The 16,851-nt window shown below is 52.6% G+C and carries 18 protein-coding genes; 13 read left to right on the top strand and 5 right to left on the bottom strand.

Annotated features, from left to right (window positions below; translation table 11 throughout):
- The first annotated feature begins 141 nt into the window (after nucleotides 1-141).
- The 9 genes from apbC to K0H81_RS11940 are packed head-to-tail and all read left to right on the top strand — an operon-like array spanning nucleotide 142 to nucleotide 7,093.
- The gene (gene apbC / locus K0H81_RS11980; RefSeq protein WP_220058479.1) at nucleotides 142-1,254 is read left to right on the top strand and encodes an iron-sulfur cluster carrier protein ApbC; all 1,113 of its coding nucleotides are present in this window, start codon (nucleotides 142-144) and stop codon (nucleotides 1,252-1,254) included.
- Between the two features lie 12 nt (nucleotides 1,255-1,266).
- Nucleotides 1,267-1,902 carry a uridine kinase gene (gene udk, locus K0H81_RS11975; protein ID WP_011865374.1) on the top strand — a complete coding sequence of 212 codons (636 nt, stop codon included), beginning with the start codon at nucleotides 1,267-1,269 and terminating at the stop codon, nucleotides 1,900-1,902.
- A gap of 27 nt (nucleotides 1,903-1,929) precedes the next feature.
- On the top strand, nucleotides 1,930-2,514 hold the full coding sequence (dcd, locus tag K0H81_RS11970; protein WP_144198689.1) for a dCTP deaminase: 585 nt from the start codon (nucleotides 1,930-1,932) through the stop codon (nucleotides 2,512-2,514).
- Nucleotides 2,514-3,362: an aminodeoxychorismate lyase gene (pabC, locus tag K0H81_RS11965; protein WP_220058478.1), complete on the top strand. Its 849-nt coding sequence runs from the start codon at nucleotides 2,514-2,516 to the stop codon at nucleotides 3,360-3,362. Before dcd ends, pabC begins: the two co-directional genes overlap by 1 nt.
- Nucleotides 3,359-4,366, top strand: a complete 1,008-nt coding sequence (gene mltG / locus K0H81_RS11960; RefSeq protein WP_220058477.1) for an endolytic transglycosylase MltG — start codon at nucleotides 3,359-3,361, stop codon at nucleotides 4,364-4,366. Before pabC ends, mltG begins: the two co-directional genes overlap by 4 nt.
- Nucleotides 4,363-4,995, top strand: coding sequence for a dTMP kinase (gene tmk / locus K0H81_RS11955; protein WP_220058476.1), 633 nt, complete (start codon nucleotides 4,363-4,365; stop codon nucleotides 4,993-4,995). Before mltG ends, tmk begins: the two co-directional genes overlap by 4 nt.
- A 17-nt stretch (nucleotides 4,996-5,012) precedes the next feature.
- Nucleotides 5,013-5,927, top strand: coding sequence for a DNA polymerase III subunit delta' (gene holB, locus K0H81_RS11950; RefSeq protein WP_144198701.1), 915 nt, complete (start codon nucleotides 5,013-5,015; stop codon nucleotides 5,925-5,927).
- A 6-nt stretch (nucleotides 5,928-5,933) separates the two neighbouring features.
- Entirely contained in the window at nucleotides 5,934-6,260 is a 327-nt protein-coding gene (locus tag K0H81_RS11945; RefSeq protein WP_011865380.1) for a PilZ domain-containing protein, read from the top strand.
- A 44-nt stretch (nucleotides 6,261-6,304) separates the two neighbouring features.
- Nucleotides 6,305-7,093 (top strand): TatD family hydrolase, encoded by a 789-nt coding sequence (locus K0H81_RS11940; protein ID WP_220058475.1) that lies wholly within the window; start codon nucleotides 6,305-6,307, stop codon nucleotides 7,091-7,093.
- Nucleotides 7,094-7,453: 360 nt separating this feature from the next.
- Here the strand turns inward: K0H81_RS11940 and rsmF are convergent, their stop codons facing one another.
- The gene (rsmF, locus tag K0H81_RS11935) at nucleotides 7,454-8,914 is read right to left on the bottom strand and encodes a 16S rRNA (cytosine(1407)-C(5))-methyltransferase RsmF (RefSeq protein ID WP_220058474.1); all 1,461 of its coding nucleotides are present in this window, start codon (nucleotides 8,912-8,914) and stop codon (nucleotides 7,454-7,456) included.
- Nucleotides 8,915-9,002: 88 nt separating this feature from the next.
- Here rsmF and K0H81_RS11930 point away from each other — a divergent pair, with 88 nt between their 5' ends.
- Nucleotides 9,003-10,229: a nucleoside recognition domain-containing protein gene (locus K0H81_RS11930; RefSeq protein WP_220058473.1), complete on the top strand. Its 1,227-nt coding sequence runs from the start codon at nucleotides 9,003-9,005 to the stop codon at nucleotides 10,227-10,229.
- A gap of 113 nt (nucleotides 10,230-10,342) precedes the next feature.
- Here the strand turns inward: K0H81_RS11930 and K0H81_RS11925 are convergent, their stop codons facing one another.
- Entirely contained in the window at nucleotides 10,343-11,215 is an 873-nt protein-coding gene (locus K0H81_RS11925) for a DUF481 domain-containing protein (protein WP_144199389.1), read from the bottom strand.
- 249 nt (nucleotides 11,216-11,464) lie between these two features.
- Nucleotides 11,465-11,836 (bottom strand): diacylglycerol kinase, encoded by a 372-nt coding sequence (locus tag K0H81_RS11920; protein ID WP_144198713.1) that lies wholly within the window; start codon nucleotides 11,834-11,836, stop codon nucleotides 11,465-11,467.
- Nucleotides 11,837-12,194: 358 nt separating this feature from the next.
- Here K0H81_RS11920 and K0H81_RS11915 point away from each other — a divergent pair, with 358 nt between their 5' ends.
- Nucleotides 12,195-13,025, top strand: coding sequence for a DNA ligase (locus tag K0H81_RS11915; RefSeq protein ID WP_220060845.1), 831 nt, complete (start codon nucleotides 12,195-12,197; stop codon nucleotides 13,023-13,025).
- A 32-nt stretch (nucleotides 13,026-13,057) separates the two neighbouring features.
- Complete coding sequence (locus K0H81_RS11910; protein ID WP_220058472.1) at nucleotides 13,058-13,522, top strand: low molecular weight protein-tyrosine-phosphatase; 465 nt, start codon at nucleotides 13,058-13,060, stop codon at nucleotides 13,520-13,522.
- Between the two features lie 207 nt (nucleotides 13,523-13,729).
- Here the strand turns inward: K0H81_RS11910 and ylqF are convergent, their stop codons facing one another.
- Together ylqF and K0H81_RS11900 are read right to left on the bottom strand one after the other, a co-directional pair.
- Nucleotides 13,730-14,671, bottom strand: a complete 942-nt coding sequence (ylqF, locus tag K0H81_RS11905) for a ribosome biogenesis GTPase YlqF (RefSeq protein ID WP_144198717.1) — start codon at nucleotides 14,669-14,671, stop codon at nucleotides 13,730-13,732.
- Nucleotides 14,672-14,778: 107 nt separating this feature from the next.
- Nucleotides 14,779-15,618, bottom strand: a complete 840-nt coding sequence (locus K0H81_RS11900) for an isopenicillin N synthase family dioxygenase (protein WP_220058471.1) — start codon at nucleotides 15,616-15,618, stop codon at nucleotides 14,779-14,781.
- A 291-nt stretch (nucleotides 15,619-15,909) separates the two neighbouring features.
- Here K0H81_RS11900 and K0H81_RS11895 point away from each other — a divergent pair, with 291 nt between their 5' ends.
- Nucleotides 15,910-16,827: a bifunctional methionine sulfoxide reductase B/A protein gene (locus K0H81_RS11895; protein WP_220058470.1), complete on the top strand. Its 918-nt coding sequence runs from the start codon at nucleotides 15,910-15,912 to the stop codon at nucleotides 16,825-16,827.
- Nucleotides 16,828-16,851: the final 24 nt, after the last annotated feature.

Genomic DNA, 16,851 nt, shown 5'->3' with positions numbered 1-16,851 from the left:
AGTGCCCAAAAAGAATGGCATAGATACTAACCGATCATCGCTAAAGTTTCATCAAAAGCTGCTTTAAGTGAACTAAATCTATCCGAATATGAGGAGTTTTTCTGATACACTTAGCCAAATTTATTTTTGGAGGTAGTCGTTTTGTCTTCAGCGTCTCAGAATTATCATCTTCATGATGATCTGCTCGGTCCGGTTTTGGCTATTTTAGATGCCCATCAAGACCCCTATTTAATGCAAGGTCTGGTGAGCGCAGGTTGTGTCACCAAGCTGGATATTGAAGGCAAGCGATTGCAGCTGGGGCTGTGTTACCCCTATCCCTGCCAGAGCCAGTATCGCGATACCGTCATGGCGATCACCAACAAGCTGGCGGTGCTCGATGCCATAGATGAAGTCGAGTGCGAAATCGATTTCCAGCCAGCAGTGATCTCATCGGGAGCCGTCGAGCCGTTACCCAATGTCAAGCAGGTAATTGCCGTTGCCTCGGGCAAAGGTGGCGTGGGTAAGTCGACCACCTCGGTTAACCTGGCGCTGGCATTAGCAGCCGAAGGCGCCAAGGTGGGGATTCTCGATGCCGATATCTATGGCCCCTCCATTCCGCTCATGCTGGGCGTACCCAATTTTAACCCCGTCTCACCCGACGGCAAGATGATGACCGCCGCCGAGGCTCATGGTATCGCCGCCCAGTCTATCGGCTTTATCGTCAATGGTGATGAGGCCGCCGTATGGCGCGGCCCTATGGCGGCCGGCGCGCTGGCGCAGCTGTTAAATGAGACCCTGTGGCCAGAGCTTGATTATCTGGTGATCGACATGCCACCAGGTACCGGCGACATTCAGCTGACCCTGTCGCAGAAGGTGCCGGTAAGCGGCGCCGTGGTGGTCACCACCCCGCAAGATATCGCCTTGGCCGATGCTAAGAAGGGGATCAGTATGTTCCAGAAGGTGAATATTCCTGTGCTGGGTATCGTCGAGAACATGAGTTTCCATATCTGTAGCGACTGTGGTCATAAGGAGCATCTCTTCGGTGAAGATGGCGGCCTTAAGATGGCTGCGCGTTACAATGTACCGCTTTTGGGGCAGCTACCGCTGCAACTGAATATCCGCGAGGATGTGGATAAAGGCACGCCGACCGTGGTGGCGGATGGCGAGAGCCAGGTGGCCTTGTTGTATAAGGAGATCGCCAGAAAGGTGGGGGCACAACTTGCCCTAAGCCAGACACAGAGTGTCGTATCTATTTCAATTTCAGATGATGAGTAAGGTTTACAAAGCATGAATTCGCAATGTGTCATAATTGGTATCGCAGGGGCATCGGCATCGGGTAAGAGCCTAATCGCGAAGACGATTTTCGAGGAGCTATGCCGTGATCTGGGCACAGATCAGATAGGGGTTATTGCCGAGGATGCCTACTATAAGGATCAGGGCCATCTGTCGATGGATCAGCGAGTATTGACCAATTATGACCACCCAAAGGCGCTGGATCATCAGCTGCTGTGTGAACACCTCAGCGCCCTGAAAAATGGCGAGGCGGTGGAGATCCCTCAATACAGCTATACCGAGCATACCCGTATGGCCGAGACAGTCACCATGACACCCAAGAAGGTGATCATCCTTGAGGGGATCTTGCTACTGACAGATCCGAACCTGCGCGAGCAGATGGATGCCAGCGTCTTTATGGACACGCCACTGGACATCTGCTTCATGCGCCGCCTGACCCGCGATGTGGCCGAGCGTGGCCGTACCATGGAGTCTGTGATGCAGCAGTACACTCAGACAGTGCGTCCTATGTTCCTGCAATTTATCGATCCTTCTAAGCAATATGCCGATATTATCGTGCCGCGTGGTGGTAAAAACCGCATCGCAACCGATATATTAAAGGCTAGAATTCAACACCTTTTAGCAAAATAATCGCTTGATATGGGGAGTTAGGCTGGGATGCGTTTAACGGATTTAGAGATAGCAGCATGTTTAGAGGAGGGGACAATTGTCATCGATCCCCGTCCCGATGCTGAGGCCATCAGTGGCGTCAGTGTCGATGTGAAACTCGGTAATCAGTTCCGCGTATTTCAAGATCATACGGCCCCCTATATCGATCTCAGTGGCCCCAGCAGCGAGGTGCAGGCGGCTCTGGATCGTGTGATGAGCGATAAGATAGTGATCCCCGAAGGGGAAGCCTTTTTCCTCCATCCCGGCGAGCTCGCACTGGCTGTTACCCATGAGAGTCTGACCCTGCCGGCCGATATCGTCGGCTGGTTGGATGGTCGTTCTTCTCTGGCAAGGTTAGGGCTCATGGTGCATGTCACGGCCCATCGCATCGATCCCGGTTGGCAGGGAAAGATAGTGCTCGAGTTCTTCAACAGCGGCAAGCTTCCCCTGGCCTTGAAGCCCATGATGACCATAGGCGCCCTCAACTTCGAGCGTCTAAGCTCGCCCGTGGCGCGCCCCTACAATAAGCGCAAGAGTGCTAAGTACAGGGATCAGCAAGAAGCCGTTGCCAGTCGGATCAGTCAGGACAAATGATGTCGCAGACTATCTGGGTAAATGGTGAACAAGCAGTAAGTGTTTCGGCGTTCGACAGGGGACTGACCTACGGCGATGGCCTGTTTGCCACCATGCGCTGTCGAGGCGCTGAGGTACTCTTCCTGGATAGCCATCTGCTTCGTTTGGCCCAAGGGGCTCATCGTCTTGGATTCCCGCTGCCAGATTCCGCTGCGCTACGAGAGCAAATAGCAAAGGCCTGTGAGCAGGGCGCCAAACAGTTTTCCCAAGATTATTGCCTCAAGTTACTAGTAAGCCGCGGCAGTGGCGGACGCGGTTATATGCCGCCGCAAACGCCCGCACCGACTTGTGTGTTGTCGCTGCATGATATCCCCGCGCATTACCGTCAGTGGCAAGCAGCTGGCATCAAGTTGCAACTAAGTCCGGTGACGCTCGGACAGCAGCCACTGTTGGCGGGTATGAAACACCTTAATCGTCTCGAGCAGGTGCTGATCCGCACACACAAGTTAGATGACGGCTTCGATGATTGGCTGGTCTGCGACACGGCCGGCAACATCATAGAGGCCGCCATGGCCAACCTCTTCTTTATAAAGGGTCGCACCATAGTTACGCCGAGTCTGGATCAGGCTGGGGTGGCTGGTGTGATGCGCGAGCAGTTGCTGCTCTGGTTTGTCGAGTCCGGGTTTACTCTCGAGGTGCGCCGCGTATCATCCGAAGAGCTCAAGCATTTTGGCCATGTTCTGGCCAGCAACAGCCTGTTTGGCGCTGTGCCCGTGACCAATATTGCAATGACTAGTATCGCCCAGCACTCATTCGGCCAAAGCCCTCTGCTAACCCAATTGCTACACGATCTAAAAATAATACTATGAAAAAACTGATCAAAGGCGTGCTGACCGCACTCTTTAGCCTATTAACCTTGAGCGCGATTGGCCTGTATTGGGTCTATCAGAGTGTGGTGAGTTACGGGCAGATGCCGCTGAAGCTCGAAGCCCCCGTCGAGTTTGAAGTGGTGCGTGGTACCTCCTTTTCACAGATGGCGAATGCCTTGGCACAAACAGGTGCCGTGGATGAGCTTTGGAAGCTTAAGCTGCTGGTTAAGCTGCGCCCCGAGCTTGCAAAGATCCGCAGCGGTCTGTATCAACTCTCCCCCAATGACACTGTGGTCGAGCTGCTCGAAAAGCTACGTCAGGGCAAGGAGATGGTCTTTACCGTAACCTTGGTTGAAGGGCAGAGCATCAAAGAGTGGCGCGAGCAGCTCAAGCAATTGCCGCGCCTGAAGTGGCAGGAGGGCGCCTTCCTGGAGGTCCTTCAGGATAATGGCGATGATTCTAAGCTGCCAGAGGGTAAGTTTTATCCCGACACCTACCATTATGGCAATGGCGATTCGGTCAAGGTGATTCTGCAGCAGAGCTATCAGAAGATGCAGCAGGAGCTAGACAAGGCCTGGCAGGAGCGCGATCAGAGCATACCGCTAAAGAGTCCCTATGAGCTGCTGACCATGGCGTCGATTATCGAGAAAGAGACGGGCAAGGCCAGCGAGCGCCCCTGGATCTCGGCGGTCTTTACCAATAGATTGCGTAAGGGGATGCGTCTGCAGACAGATCCTACTGTGATCTATGGCATGGGTGAGCGTTACCAGGGCAATATTACCCGCAAGGACCTGCGTGAACAGACGCCCTATAACACCTATCGTATTCATGGCCTGACGCCGACTCCTATAGCCGCACCGAGCGGAGCATCCCTGATGGCGGCGGCGCGTCCGGCCGATGTCGACTACCTCTACTTCGTGTCGAAGAATGACGGCAGCCATATCTTTTCTAAAACATTAACCGAGCACAACCGTGCTGTAGATAAGTATCAGAGAAATCGATGAAGCAAAACAGCGCGAAATTTATCGTTATCGAAGGATTGGAAGGGGCAGGCAAGTCGAGCGCAATCGCCCTGGTGAGAGATTTTATCGAGAAACATAACGGTGTACCGCCCGTGTGTACCCGTGAGCCGGGCGGTACGCCGCTGGCTGAGCGCATTAGGGATCTGGTGAAGATTGCCGACCCTAACGATCCCTTGTGTGATGAGTCAGAGTGTTTGCTCATCTATGCGGCCAGGGCGCAGCTGGTGGCCAACGTGATAAAACCAGCCTTGGCTCAGGGTAACTGGGTGCTGGGCGATCGACACAATCTCTCATCTCTGGCCTACCAAGGGGGCGGGCGTCAACTCATGCCGCTGGTCGAGGCGGTGAGTCAGGCGACCCTGAAAGATTTTAAACCTGATCTGACCCTATACTTGGATATCGATCCTCAACTTGGATTGCAGCGTGCCAGAGACAGGGGGGCCCTGGATAGAATCGAGCTGCAGGCGCTGAGTTTCTTCGAGCGTGCCAGGGCAACTTATCTGCAGCTGGCCGCGCACGACGAGTCTATCGTGGTGATCGATGCCAGCCAGACGATGGCGCAGGTGCATAAAGAGATCTTGGCCGTGTTGCAACGACAAGACTGGTCATGACAGTTGGGGAGTCTTTGATGGATCTACCTTGGTTAACCCCGGCTCGTGAGGCTTTCTGTAGTCAGCTGATATCTGGCCAGCAGGGCCATGCCTATCTCTTGGGGATCCACCAAGGCTACGGCGGCATGCAACTTGCGAATACCTTGGCCCAGGCCAGCCTGTGTATGGCGCCGACCCAAAGTGGTGCCTGTGGGGTGTGTAAGAGCTGTCAGCTGTTTATCGCCGGTAACCATCCTGATTGCTATCAGCTGGAGGCCGACGGCAATCAGATCAAGGTCGATCAAGTCAGGGAGCTTTGTCAGAAGTTGACCGCTACCGCCCAGCAAGGGGGCAGACGGGTCGCTGTGATTAAAAACTGTGAGCGACTCAACACCGCGGCGGCCAACGCCCTGTTGAAGACTTTGGAAGAGCCGGGCAGAGAGACCCTCTTGTTGCTGCAGAGTGATACCCCAAGTCGTTTGATGGCTACCATAAGCAGTCGTTGTCAGCGCCTGCATTGTCAGCTGCCGAGCCGCGAGACGGTGCAGGAGTGGCTGGCGGCGCAGTTTACACTTACCAGTGATGTGACCTGGTGTCTGCCGGTTGTCGGCGGCCCTGTCGATCTGCTCACCGCCTTAAATGATGGTCGCTATGAAGCCTTGATCGGCCTCAGAAAAGCCTGGGTGCAAAGTTTGTCGTCTGGGCACCTGTGTGCTAACTTAACTAGTATAGATGAAAAGCAAGTTTCTGATGCACTTAAGGTTTTGTATGTTGTCCTGCGACAAAAACTGGTGAAGCAGAAAAATGCTGATGCATTAATTAACATCAAGATAACAAAATTTGCAGCCAAGGTTATGGAGACGTATCATAGCCTGAGTATGATGCCTAATGTGAATTTTATGGCCGTTTTTCAGGCGTTTATCTTAGAGTATCAGTCGCTAACAACAAGTTAAAATAATATGGTCGATCTCGTGGTTAATTTTGATACATTACATCAGCTATATAGAGCCTACATGCCCTTTATTCAGCCCGCGGGCCTGTTTGTGGCGACTACCGAAAGCCACTATTTAGGGCAGGAACTTACCATCGCCTACCAGTTACCGGGCTCGACCGTGCGTCATGAGTTTCAGGGCCTGGTGGTGTGGATCAATCCTTTGGGCGCATCCGGTGGCCGACCGGCGGGGATTGGGGTGAAGATCATCACCGACGCCCAAACCCACAAACATCATATCGAAAACCTACTTTCCCGCGAACTCGCCTCAGGCGATTTGACCTGTACCATGTAGATAGCTATCCTTTGGCTCCTTTTGTAGTGACTTAGGATTTTTGCGTGCTTATCGATTCCCATTGCCACCTCGATCGCCTCAAGGCGGCGCCCGATCAAGATTCATTGAAGACCTTGCTGACTCAAGCCAAGGAGCGCGGCGTGGAGTATTTCCTGTGCGTCAATGTGCGCCAGCAAGGTTTTGCCTCTATGCAGGCGAAAATGGCAGCCTTCGACCAGGTGTTCTTGTCGGCGGGCGTACATCCGCTGGATGTGCAGGAGGGACTGGATACGGCGAAGCTACACAGCTATCTGCAAGATCCTAAGGTGGTCGCCATCGGTGAGACAGGCCTAGATTATTACTACTCAGGCGAGACCAAGGCGCTACAACAGCAATGTTTCGAGCAGCAGATCGCCCTGGCGGTCGAGGTAGATAAGCCGTTGATCGTCCACACTCGTGATGCCCGTGAAGATACTATCGCCATGTTGAAAGCAGGTAACGCGGACAAGGTAGGCGGTGTGCTGCACTGCTTCACCGAGAATTGGGAGATGGCCAAGGCCGCCATCGACTTGGGCTTCTATATCTCTGTGTCTGGCATAGTGACCTTTAAGAATGCCGGTGAGCTGCGCTCTGTGATCCGCAAGGTGCCAAAGGACAGACTCCTGGTGGAAACCGATGCGCCGTATCTTGCGCCTGTGCCTCATCGCGGCGAAGAGAACCAGCCTGCGTTTGTTCGGGATGTGGCGGAGTTTGTGGCCGAGCTGCGCGGCGAGAAGTATGAAGAACTGGCAGAGTATACCGGTGATAACTTCTTCAGACTGTTCAAAGACGCGGCTAAGTTAGTGAAAGCCTAGTGGTTGTTGAGTGATATAGGTTCACAGTACTTGGCATTTATAGCGTATTTAGCATATTTGGCGGCATTGAGAAGTGTTGCTGAGCAAAGCGTTTAAGAAAGGCTGCGAAGAATAGGCTTATCCAACAAGCCAAGAGAAGTTGATAAAAAAAGACCCAAAACTATTCCAATTGTTCTGGGTCTAGGGGAATGGCTCTTTGCAGAGCCGTGCGCTACTGTTTGAGATTGCCTCGAATTTCATCTCAGGCTTTTAGTGTAGTCAAACTCCACCTCACTGCCGGGCTCGTCTAGGCAAATCTCAGATTAAAATGTAACAAAATGTTAATGTGTGGTCACTGACGTTAATTCAGTGGCTTTTGCTTTAGTCTGCGTCAGTCGCTTTCTGATCCACTGCAATCGCCGAAGAAGAGCAGATTTTATCCCGCACCAGGTCTCTTGGCAGGCTGTTCTTAAGCTTATTGCCCAGGTGTTTCACCAGGCCTAAGTGGGCGCCCTGGTAGCTGACCAGCTGCTCGCCTTGGGGCTTCTCTTTGCTGGTTAAGGCGATATCACGTCCCATCAGGTATTGAATCGCCTGAGCCTCGTCAAGCGGGATCCCTCGTGAGCTATCGGCCAGCGCCATCACAGCCTCGTGCCTAGGCTTAAAGCCTTTCTTCAGGGCGTCGGCCAGCTTGAGGCCGATCCGCTGAAAACGGATCTTGCCGATGAGCGGCTCGACATTAGTCGGGAACAGCCAATACTCATCGTCTCTCTGCATCAAAATTCCCTGATCATCGAGTTTGATGCCAAAGCTGGTATCGAAGTAGTCGCAGAGGACCTGGCGAGACTTCTTGTCGATTGGGGCAAAGGGAAAGTTCTTCTGCTTGCGCGGCTCCTCGCTGTTTCGTGGCACGGCGGCGAGCTTGGTTAGCTTGGCGATGAAGAAGCCTTCGCTGTCGAAGATTTGTGGCCAGACATGGAGGAAGCCTTCGCAGGTACAGGCCTTCTCGGCGCCGGGGAAGAGTTCGGCAAGGGATTCAAACTGCACCGCATCGCCATAGGTGGCCTTGAGGTGCAGGCAGACGTCCTGATTTTCGCGGCGGTTGAGGGTGCAGGTGGAATAGACCAGGCTGCCGCCCGGCTTTAACGCCAGAAAGGCCGATTCGATCAGATCGCGCTGCACGCTTGCAATAGCCTCTATCTCACCCTCGTCCCAATGTTTGAGGGCGTCTGGGTCTTTGCGCACCGTGCCTTCACCGCCGCAGGGGGCGTCGAGCAGTATGGCATCGAAGCTCTCGAATAGATACTCGCCAAACACTCTGGCATCGAAGTGGGTGAGGGCGAGATTGCTGGCGCCCATGCGCTGCACGTTGGCGTGTAGCACCTTGACTCGGCTGGAGGAGTATTCGTTGGCGACCAACAAGCCTTGATTGTTCATCATGGCGGCCAGCTGAGTGGTCTTAGAACCCGGCGCTGAGGCCATATCCAGCAGGGTGAGGGAGGCCGCATCCTTTATCGGCTCGGGAAACAGCGCCTTAGGCGGCAGCATGGAGCTGGCCTCCTGAATATAAAACAGCCCCTGAATATGCTCTACCGTGTTACCCAGTTGCACCGAGTCATCCACCTTGACCCAGAAGCCGTCCTCGCACCAGGGCACAGGTTCAAACTGCCAGCCTTTGGCACTCATCATGGTGATAAAGTCAGCGGTCGTTATCTTGAGGGTGTTGACCCTGATGGAGGGGCGTAAAGGCTTGGCGCAATAGCTGATAAATTCATCCATCGAGAGATGATCCGGCATATCTTTCGCTATGCTATTGATAAAATTTTGATTTAGTTGAACCATAGGTAACAGAATAGAGATATCGTTAGTCGCCAGTATATCACATCCATTATCGGGCCTTGAGCAAAGCTTGGGGTGAAAGGAGTCTCGGGTGTTAAATCGCGTTTGGTTTGCCTTTTTTGTCGCCGCCTTAGTCGCAATCGCCATCAGTCTGTTTCAGGGACAGTGGCAGATCCTCTCTGCCGTGGTCGATGCCCTGTTTGCCAGTGCCAAGTTAGCCGCCGAAATAGCATTAGGGCTGATAGGCGTGCTTTCCCTATGGATGGGCTTGATGCGGGTGGGGGAGAAGGCGGGTGTGGTGGGCCTCTTTGCGCGTCTGTTTGAGCCTTTGCTTAGCCGTTTGATGCCAGAGGTGCCCAGAGGACACCCCGCCTTTGGCAGTGTCACCATGAACCTGACCGCCAATGTGCTGGGGTTAGATAACGCCGCTACGCCGCTGGGACTCAAGGCGATGCAAGATCTGCAGAGCCTGAATCCGGTGAAGAGTGTGGCTACCAATGCGCAGATCCTTTTTTTGGTACTCAATACCTCTTCTGTCACCTTAGTGCCGGTCACCGTCTTTCTCTACCGCGCCCAGCAAGGCGCCGAGTCGCCGGCGGATATCTTTTTGCCTATCTTGCTGGCGACGACGGCCTCGACTCTGGTGGGCGTATTAGTGGTGGCCATCTATCAGCGTATCTCACTGCTCAATAGTGTTTTGCTGGGATATGGGGCCCTGATGCTGGCGGCGGTATCTGCGCTGGTGTTTTATCTGGGCACCTTGACGGCGTCTGCCATTGGTGATTTTTCGACGGCACTTGGCAACGGCATCTTAGTGCTGCTGATCTTCAGTTTCATTCTGGTGGCAGGGCTGCGTAAGGTGGCTGTGTATGATGAGTTTGTCGGCGGCGCCAAGGAGGGCTTTACTCAGGCGGTGCAGCTGATCCCTTATCTGCTTGCCATGTTGCTGGCTATCGCCTTGCTGCGCGCCTCGGGCGCGCTCGACTATCTTCTAGGGGTCATCGCCGCCCTGGTGAATCTGGTCGGCGGGGATACCCGGTTTGTCGATGCCTTGCCAACCGCCTTGATGAAACCCTTTAGCGGTTCGGGTGCCCGCGCCATGATGCTGGAGACTATGCAGCATTATGGGGTTGACTCCTTCGCCGGTCGCTTAGCAGCCGTGGTGCAGGGAAGTACCGAGACCACCTTCTATGTGCTGGCGGTCTACTTCGGCGCCGTGGGGATACGTAATGGTCGTCATGCCCTGGTGTGCGGCTTAAGCGCGGACTTTGCCGGGATCTGCGCCGCGATCTGGGTTTGCTATCAGTTTTATGGTTAATCGGCGTATGCAGGCAGCTATATGTCAGTCGAACTGCCAAGTGGGAATTAGTGACGTAAGTAGGCCGCTAGGGTTGATCACCTAACGGCCTTCTATGGAAGATATTGTGAAGCTTAGAAGCGATAGCTTACCGACAGCATAGGGCCGATAAAGCTGTAATACAGGTTATAGTCCGCCACGTTAAGCTGATCTGAGACACTGTGTTTAAAGTCAACATCGACCTTGTAGTAGTTAAAGGCGGCTGACATGTGCCAGTTCTTGGTGATCTCAGCTTCGACACCGGCGCGGATATCCACCAGGCTGCCCTTGATATCATCGAGCTTGATGTAGAAATACTGTGCGTGGGCGTTGAACTTGAAACCTGGGCTGAACTCATAGTCGCCATACAGGCCGACGTCTGGCAGTGGCGCCGTGACCTCTTCATCGACAAATCTTGGTGTGGCAGTCTGCGCGCATTGTTGTAGCGTCTCACCCTTGGCACAGACACCTATGTCACCGTCAAACGCGGTCTTGATAAACATGGTGTGTACGCCCAGGGACAGGCCAAGATTGAAGTTATTCCCCTGATAGAAGTTATAACCATAACCCAGGCGGGCGATGTCGATATTGAGGGTGGTCTCCAGACGACCGCCGGATTGAATATCGTAAACCTGATCGTCTAGGGTGACTTGAAACGGTATGGTAAGTTTCTGTACTTCGGCGTTGCGGTGCAGCTGTTTCCAGTCGAAATAGATGCTGTGACGCGAGTTGAAATGGTAGCTGGCCTCGAAAAATGGCAGAAACTGCGACTCTTCCAATGCCAAGTCTTCTTCAAAATCAAGCCTGAAATTATTACCCTGAACCGGATTGGTGACATCCATGCTGGAGTTAGAGTTGGAGTAGAAACCGCCGATTTTTAACATGACCTCGCTGGGTTCTACCGGTGCCGACACCGAATAGGAATTGGCAGCTCCAGCGGCGAAAACCGAAGAGCTAAAGAGACCCAAGCTAAATATGGCGACCGACTTAATCACTAACTACAACCTCTATCAACTAATAATTATTATAAGTTATTGATTTATTTAGTAAGACTTTTTTACTACGTTATCATTCTAGCAGGATATTTAAAATTGTGAATGATTTGTATCAAAAAATGTCAAGGTTGCGGCGTTTTTGTTGATATTGGGAGCTGGATTACAGAAATAAAAAGGCTCCCGATAGTGTATCGAGAGCCTGGTATTCAAGCTGGCAGCGGGTTAGAAAACCAGTGGCCAGAGGATCAGTAGCCAGGTGATACCACACAGGGCCAGGGCGATAAAGACAGCCGCCGAGGCGATATCTTTTGCCTGTCCGCTTAGGGGATGGATTTCGTGACCGATACGGTCGACCACCGCCTCGATGGCCGAGTTAAGCAACTCGACGATCAAGACTATCATCAGTGTCATGATGAGCAGGATGCGTTCAACCATAGGCACGTCTACCAGTAGTGCGACAGGCAGCATGAAGAGAACCAAGATCAACTCTTGGCGAAAGGCTGCCTCAGATTGCCAAGCAAGCTTAAGGCCTTGCATAGAGAAACCTGTCGCTCTGAAGATACGTTTAATGCCGTGGTTATTTTCCGGTTTCATAGGTGTCCATTTCGTTTGTTCGATTTCGTTAGTGTTGATTTTGTTTGTATCGTATTACTGGCTCAGCCAGCCTTTATCGGGTGCAGGCAGGCTAGTTACAAATTGGGCGCTAGTATAACACTCTAGTTACCTCCATAACATCTGCATGAGTGGCTTTGGGCTAAACTTAACGCTTAGCTATCATTCAGTTGCTCAAGGAGGAGCTATGTTATGTTCTAGTCGCCCTATGGTTATTGGGAGTATTGCTTTGCTCCTAAATTGGCTGTCGCTAACAGCGATGGCCGCCGAGTCGCCCGAGTTAATCGAGTCATATAAGCCAGCTGAGCCGCCCAAGGCATTAGTTGTTGAGGCTAATCAGCTGACGCCAGAACAACCAAAACCAAAACAACCAAAACCAGAACGGCTTGAGCCTGCCCAACGACTCTCGGGCCTCCAATTGGCCGGGAGTCTCGAGGCCGGCCGACCAATATCAGAGTATCTGGTGAGCGAAAAGTTCGATGGCGTCAGAGGCCGCTGGACGGGAGAACGTATGCTAACCCGCTCGGGAAAGGTTATTAGGCTCCCGGCTTGGTTTACCAAGGGCTTTCCCACGGAGCCCTTAGACGGTGAGCTGTGGATTGCTCGTCAGCAGTTTGAGGCGATCTCAGCCCTGGTACGTGATAAAGATGCCGACCCTGAGCGTTGGCGCGCCGTTCAATTTATGGTTTTCGACTATCCTGCCATAGATAGCTCCTTTGGTGAGCGCTATGCCCTAGCCATTAAACGCTACGCAAATCTGTCGCCTTTTCTGCAAATTATTCCTCAGTGGCGAATTCAAGACAGTCAGGCGTTAAATGCCGCGTTAGATGAGTGGGTGGCTCAAGGCGCCGAGGGACTGATGCTGCATCACCAGGATGCTCACTATCACGCCGGGCGTAACGGCGACCTGGTAAAACTCAAGCGCTATCAGGATGCAGAGGCTAAGGTTATCGCCTATCTGCCGGGGAAGGGGAAATATCTGGGAATGATGGGGGCGCTAGAAGTAGAAACGAGTGGGGGGATCCGTTTTAAGTTAGGCACTGGCTTTAGCGATGAGCAGCGCCGGCATCCGCCGGCCATTGGCAGCACGGTTACCTACAAGTATTATGGCCTGACTCATAATGGTGTACCCAGGTTTGCCAGCTTCAAACGGGTACGAGAGCCGCTGTAAGAAGCATGTTAAATAAGTAAGTAAGGAAGGCTATGTTGAAGGTTAACTCTGTCCTATTTGTCTGTCTCGGGAATATCTGCCGCTCACCGACGGCCGAGGCTGTATTTAGAAGCCTGCTCAGCAAGCGCGGCTTGTCTATCAGCTGTGATTCGGCGGGCACCTCGGCCTACCATGAGGGGGAGGGGCCGGACAGACGGGCTCGTCAGGCTGGCGAGCGAAGAGGCTTGGATTTTAGCGGCATTCGCGCCAGAGGCGTGACAGATGAAGATTTTGAGCGTTTCGATCTGATTTTGGCGGCTGATAAGGCAAATCTTCGCGATCTTCGTGCGCGCTGCCCGGCTCAACATCAGTATAAGCTGGCCTTAATGCTCTCTTTTCTTGGGGAGGGGGAGCGGGAGGTGCCAGATCCCTATTATGGCGGCGATGAGGGCTTCGAACAGGTGCTGGATCTTCTGCAACAGAGCTGTGAAAGGTTGCTGTTACAAATCGCAAAGTAGCTAAAGTAAGCAGGGCTAACAGGTAGAGCTAGATAAGTAGAGCTAGATAAGTAGAGCTAGATAAGTAGAGCTAAAAGTAAGGCTACGTTGTGCAAAGCTGTATCAGGTAAGGCTATAGAAGGCAAAACCGCTTGCAACTGACGCTTATTGAAGTATCAAGAGCATCACCTTGCAAGCGGTGTAATGTCAGTATTTCAATCAGACAGCCTAGTCGTTATGACGAACGCCGGAGCGTTTCAGCCGCTCGGCCTCGATTTTGGCTTGTTTCTCGGCCTCTTTCTCGGCCAGGATTCGAGCTACTTCCGCCTTCTCGACCTCGGCCATCTCTGGAGTCTCCAGTGACAACTGACCTATCTTACCCGAGCGGAATTCATGCAACAGGAGTTCAGAGGCCTTATGCAGGTCGATTCTGCCACCCGGTCTCAACGCGCCCCGTTTACGGCCGATAGCCTCGAGCAGACCGATATCGTCATCGGGCAACTCTTTAAGCTTGTAACGCTCAAGCATGGCATCGGGATAGGCCTTTAGGAAGTATTCGGCGGCAAACATGGCCACATCTTCATATTCCATTGCCGTGTCTTTGATGGCGCCGGTTACCGCCAGGCGATAGCTGCTGGCCTCGTTGTCCACCTTGGGCCAGAGAATACCTGGGGTGTCTGACAGTACGATGCCATTTTTCAGATTGATACGCTGCTGGGTCTTGGTGACTGCAGGCTCATTACCGGTTTTGGCAATCACTCTTCCCGCTAAGGTATTGATAATGGTTGATTTACCTACGTTAGGGATCCCCATGATCATGGTACGGATATCTTTTTCTATCTTATCGCGGTTGGGAACCAGCTTACGACAGAGTTCGGGGACCTTACGCACCTGGGCTGCCTGTAAGGTGGTGATGGCCATCGCCTTTACCCCTTGCTCCTGCTCCAGATAGTCAATCCAGCGTTGGGTGATCTCGGGATCGGCCAGATCTGACTTGTTGAGCAGCTTGATACAGGGCCTATCGCCACGCAAACTGGCGACCATAGGGTTTTCACTGCTGTAAGGGATACGGGCGTCGAGCACCTCGATAACCAGATCGACCTGAGGCATCACCTCTGCTATCTCTTTGCGCGCCTTGTGCATATGGCCTGGAAACCACTGAATTGCCATTTCTGTACTCTGTCTCTGTGCAAATTTGGGGAGGGATTTTACCTTGATATGGCTTAAAAATCATAAATAAAAAGCGCCCTGGGGCGCTTTTATCTTAGTAGAGGGCGCTAGATAACGCCTAATTCTCTCAGACGCTCCATCAGATAACTGTCGGCGGTGTAACGCTCAGACAGGACCACCTCTGGCTTAGGATGTAGGAAGAGGGGCAGGGAGATGCGCGAGCGTGTCTTGTCGGCGCCTTCCGGGTTGACCACTCTATGGGTCGTGGATGGGAAGTAGCCGCCCGATGCTTCCTGGAGCATGTCACCTATGTTGATGATCAGGTTACCGAAATCGCTTGGTACGTCTAACCATTCGCCCGATTTGGCTTTTACCTGCAACCCTGGTTCGTTGGCGGCCGGCAATACGGTAAGCAGGTTGATATCTTCGTGAGCCGCGGCGCGAATGGCGCCTAGCTCTTCATCACCCGACATTGGTGGATAATGAAGGATGCGCAGCAGTGTCTTGTGGCTGTTCTCGATCATTTTTGGCAGGGCGATAGAGTAATTGACCGCCACTTCTGCCGGCGTATGGGCTTCCACCCAGCCTAGCAGCTCTTCTGCCAAGGCATTGGCTTCCTGGTAATAGCGCAGAATGTTTTCCCTGAGGGCGTCGGGAATGCGGCCCCATGGGTAAACATGGTAATACTCTTTAATATCTTTAACCGTATGACCCTTAGCGGTTTCAGAAACATCGGCCGGGAAGAAACCGTCGTGGGTTTCTGGCTTAAATAGGTAGTCAAGTTTCTCATCGCTATTGAAGAAGGCTTGCCACTCTTCATAGATGGTATCTACTAAGGCCTTGTCGATTGGGTGATTTGAGAGTACGCCAAATCCAGTTTCACGCAAGGACTCAACGAAGCGCTGGTCGCTGTCCTGAGCACGGTAATCTATTGTTTCTAATTTCATATTTTGTTTTCTTGTTATTGAACCCCGCAGGCAGTGTACCCCTGGGATCGCCTTTGGGCAATTGGGTGTGATAAAAATCACGTTTTCATTGTTTGACCACAAGAAGAGGCTAGATTACAGCCATTATTTTCACGATTAAAATCATAGGTTAGCTAATAAACAGCCGATAATTGATATAACCATGTAATAACCTACCTATTTACTAGGTCTTTTATCTGCTATTGTGAGTAGTGTGATCTTATTGATCCTAGTGGTTGTATTAGCAGTACAGGAGTGTAAGAGTCTTTAACTATGCGTGAACTAACGGAATTTGAGCGGTATGTGATTGAGAGTAAGGGAACCGAACGGCCCTTTAGTGGTGAATACAACCAGCACGATGCGCCTGGTGTCTATCATTGTAAGCGATGTGATGCGCCTCTCTATCTATCCGAGCATAAGTTTAACGCCCATTGCGGCTGGCCTGCGTTCGATGATGAGATCCCGGGGGCGGTAAAACGCTTGCCCGATGCCGATGGGCATCGGGTGGAGATAGTATGCGCTCAGTGCGACGCGCATTTAGGCCATGTGTTTGAGGGCGAATACCTGACAGACAAGAATTTGCGCCACTGCGTGAACTCTGTCTCCATGGTCTTCAAAGGTGAAGCGACGCAGCAGAGCGATGACAGTCATATTCGCTGGGCGACCTTAGGCGGTGGCTGCTTCTGGTGTCTCGAGGCGGTGTTTAGTCAGCTAAGAGGCGTGATAGCGGTGAAGTCTGGTTATGCGGGTGGGGAAGCCTCCAGCGCTAACTACCGCGCCGTCTGCGCCGGTGATACAGGCCATGCCGAGGTGGTGCAGATAGAGTATGACAGTCATATCATCAGCTTTGATGAGCTGCTGGAGGTTTTCTGGCAGAGCCATGATCCCACCACACTTAATCGGCAAGGCAATGATGTCGGCACTCAGTATCGCTCGGTGATATTTGCCCATGACGATGAGCAGATCCAGGCCGCAAGTCAGATGATAGCCAGGCTGACCGAGGCGAACATCTTCGATAAGCCCATAGTCACAGAGCTGGTGGCGCTGGATAACTTCTATCCCGCCGAGCCTTATCACGATGCTTACTTCGAGCATAACCGACAGCAGCCTTACTGTCAGATGGTGGTCAAGCCCAAGGTGGATAAGATAAAAGCCCTGTTTAAGGAGCGGCTCAAGTCGGGCGGTGGATAATAAAAAAAGGCGCATGATGCGCCT

The organism is Shewanella halotolerans (genome assembly GCF_019457535.1).
In the GTDB taxonomy this organism is placed as follows: Bacteria; Pseudomonadota; Gammaproteobacteria; order Enterobacterales; family Shewanellaceae; genus Shewanella; species Shewanella halotolerans.
This window is presented reverse-complemented; position numbering and strand designations above follow the sequence as displayed.

What these genes read in the sequence shown, in the direction of transcription:
- udk (WP_011865374.1), top strand. Translation starts at nt 1,267, where the DNA reads ATGAATTCGCAATGTGTCATAATTGGTATCGCAGGGGCATCGGCATCG.
- dcd (WP_144198689.1), top strand. Translation starts at nt 1,930, where the DNA reads ATGCGTTTAACGGATTTAGAGATAGCAGCATGTTTAGAGGAGGGGACA.
- pabC (WP_220058478.1), top strand. Translation starts at nt 2,514, where the DNA reads ATGTCGCAGACTATCTGGGTAAATGGTGAACAAGCAGTAAGTGTTTCG.
- mltG (WP_220058477.1), top strand. Translation starts at nt 3,359, where the DNA reads ATGAAAAAACTGATCAAAGGCGTGCTGACCGCACTCTTTAGCCTATTA.
- tmk (WP_220058476.1), top strand. Translation starts at nt 4,363, where the DNA reads ATGAAGCAAAACAGCGCGAAATTTATCGTTATCGAAGGATTGGAAGGG.
- holB (WP_144198701.1), top strand. Translation starts at nt 5,013, where the DNA reads ATGGATCTACCTTGGTTAACCCCGGCTCGTGAGGCTTTCTGTAGTCAG.
- K0H81_RS11945 (WP_011865380.1), top strand. Translation starts at nt 5,934, where the DNA reads ATGGTCGATCTCGTGGTTAATTTTGATACATTACATCAGCTATATAGA.
- rsmF (WP_220058474.1), bottom strand. Translation starts at nt 8,914, where the DNA reads ATGGTTCAACTAAATCAAAATTTTATCAATAGCATAGCGAAAGATATG.
- K0H81_RS11920 (WP_144198713.1), bottom strand. Translation starts at nt 11,836, where the DNA reads ATGAAACCGGAAAATAACCACGGCATTAAACGTATCTTCAGAGCGACA.
- K0H81_RS11910 (WP_220058472.1), top strand. Translation starts at nt 13,058, where the DNA reads ATGTTGAAGGTTAACTCTGTCCTATTTGTCTGTCTCGGGAATATCTGC.
- ylqF (WP_144198717.1), bottom strand. Translation starts at nt 14,671, where the DNA reads ATGGCAATTCAGTGGTTTCCAGGCCATATGCACAAGGCGCGCAAAGAG.
- K0H81_RS11900 (WP_220058471.1), bottom strand. Translation starts at nt 15,618, where the DNA reads ATGAAATTAGAAACAATAGATTACCGTGCTCAGGACAGCGACCAGCGC.
- K0H81_RS11895 (WP_220058470.1), top strand. Translation starts at nt 15,910, where the DNA reads ATGCGTGAACTAACGGAATTTGAGCGGTATGTGATTGAGAGTAAGGGA.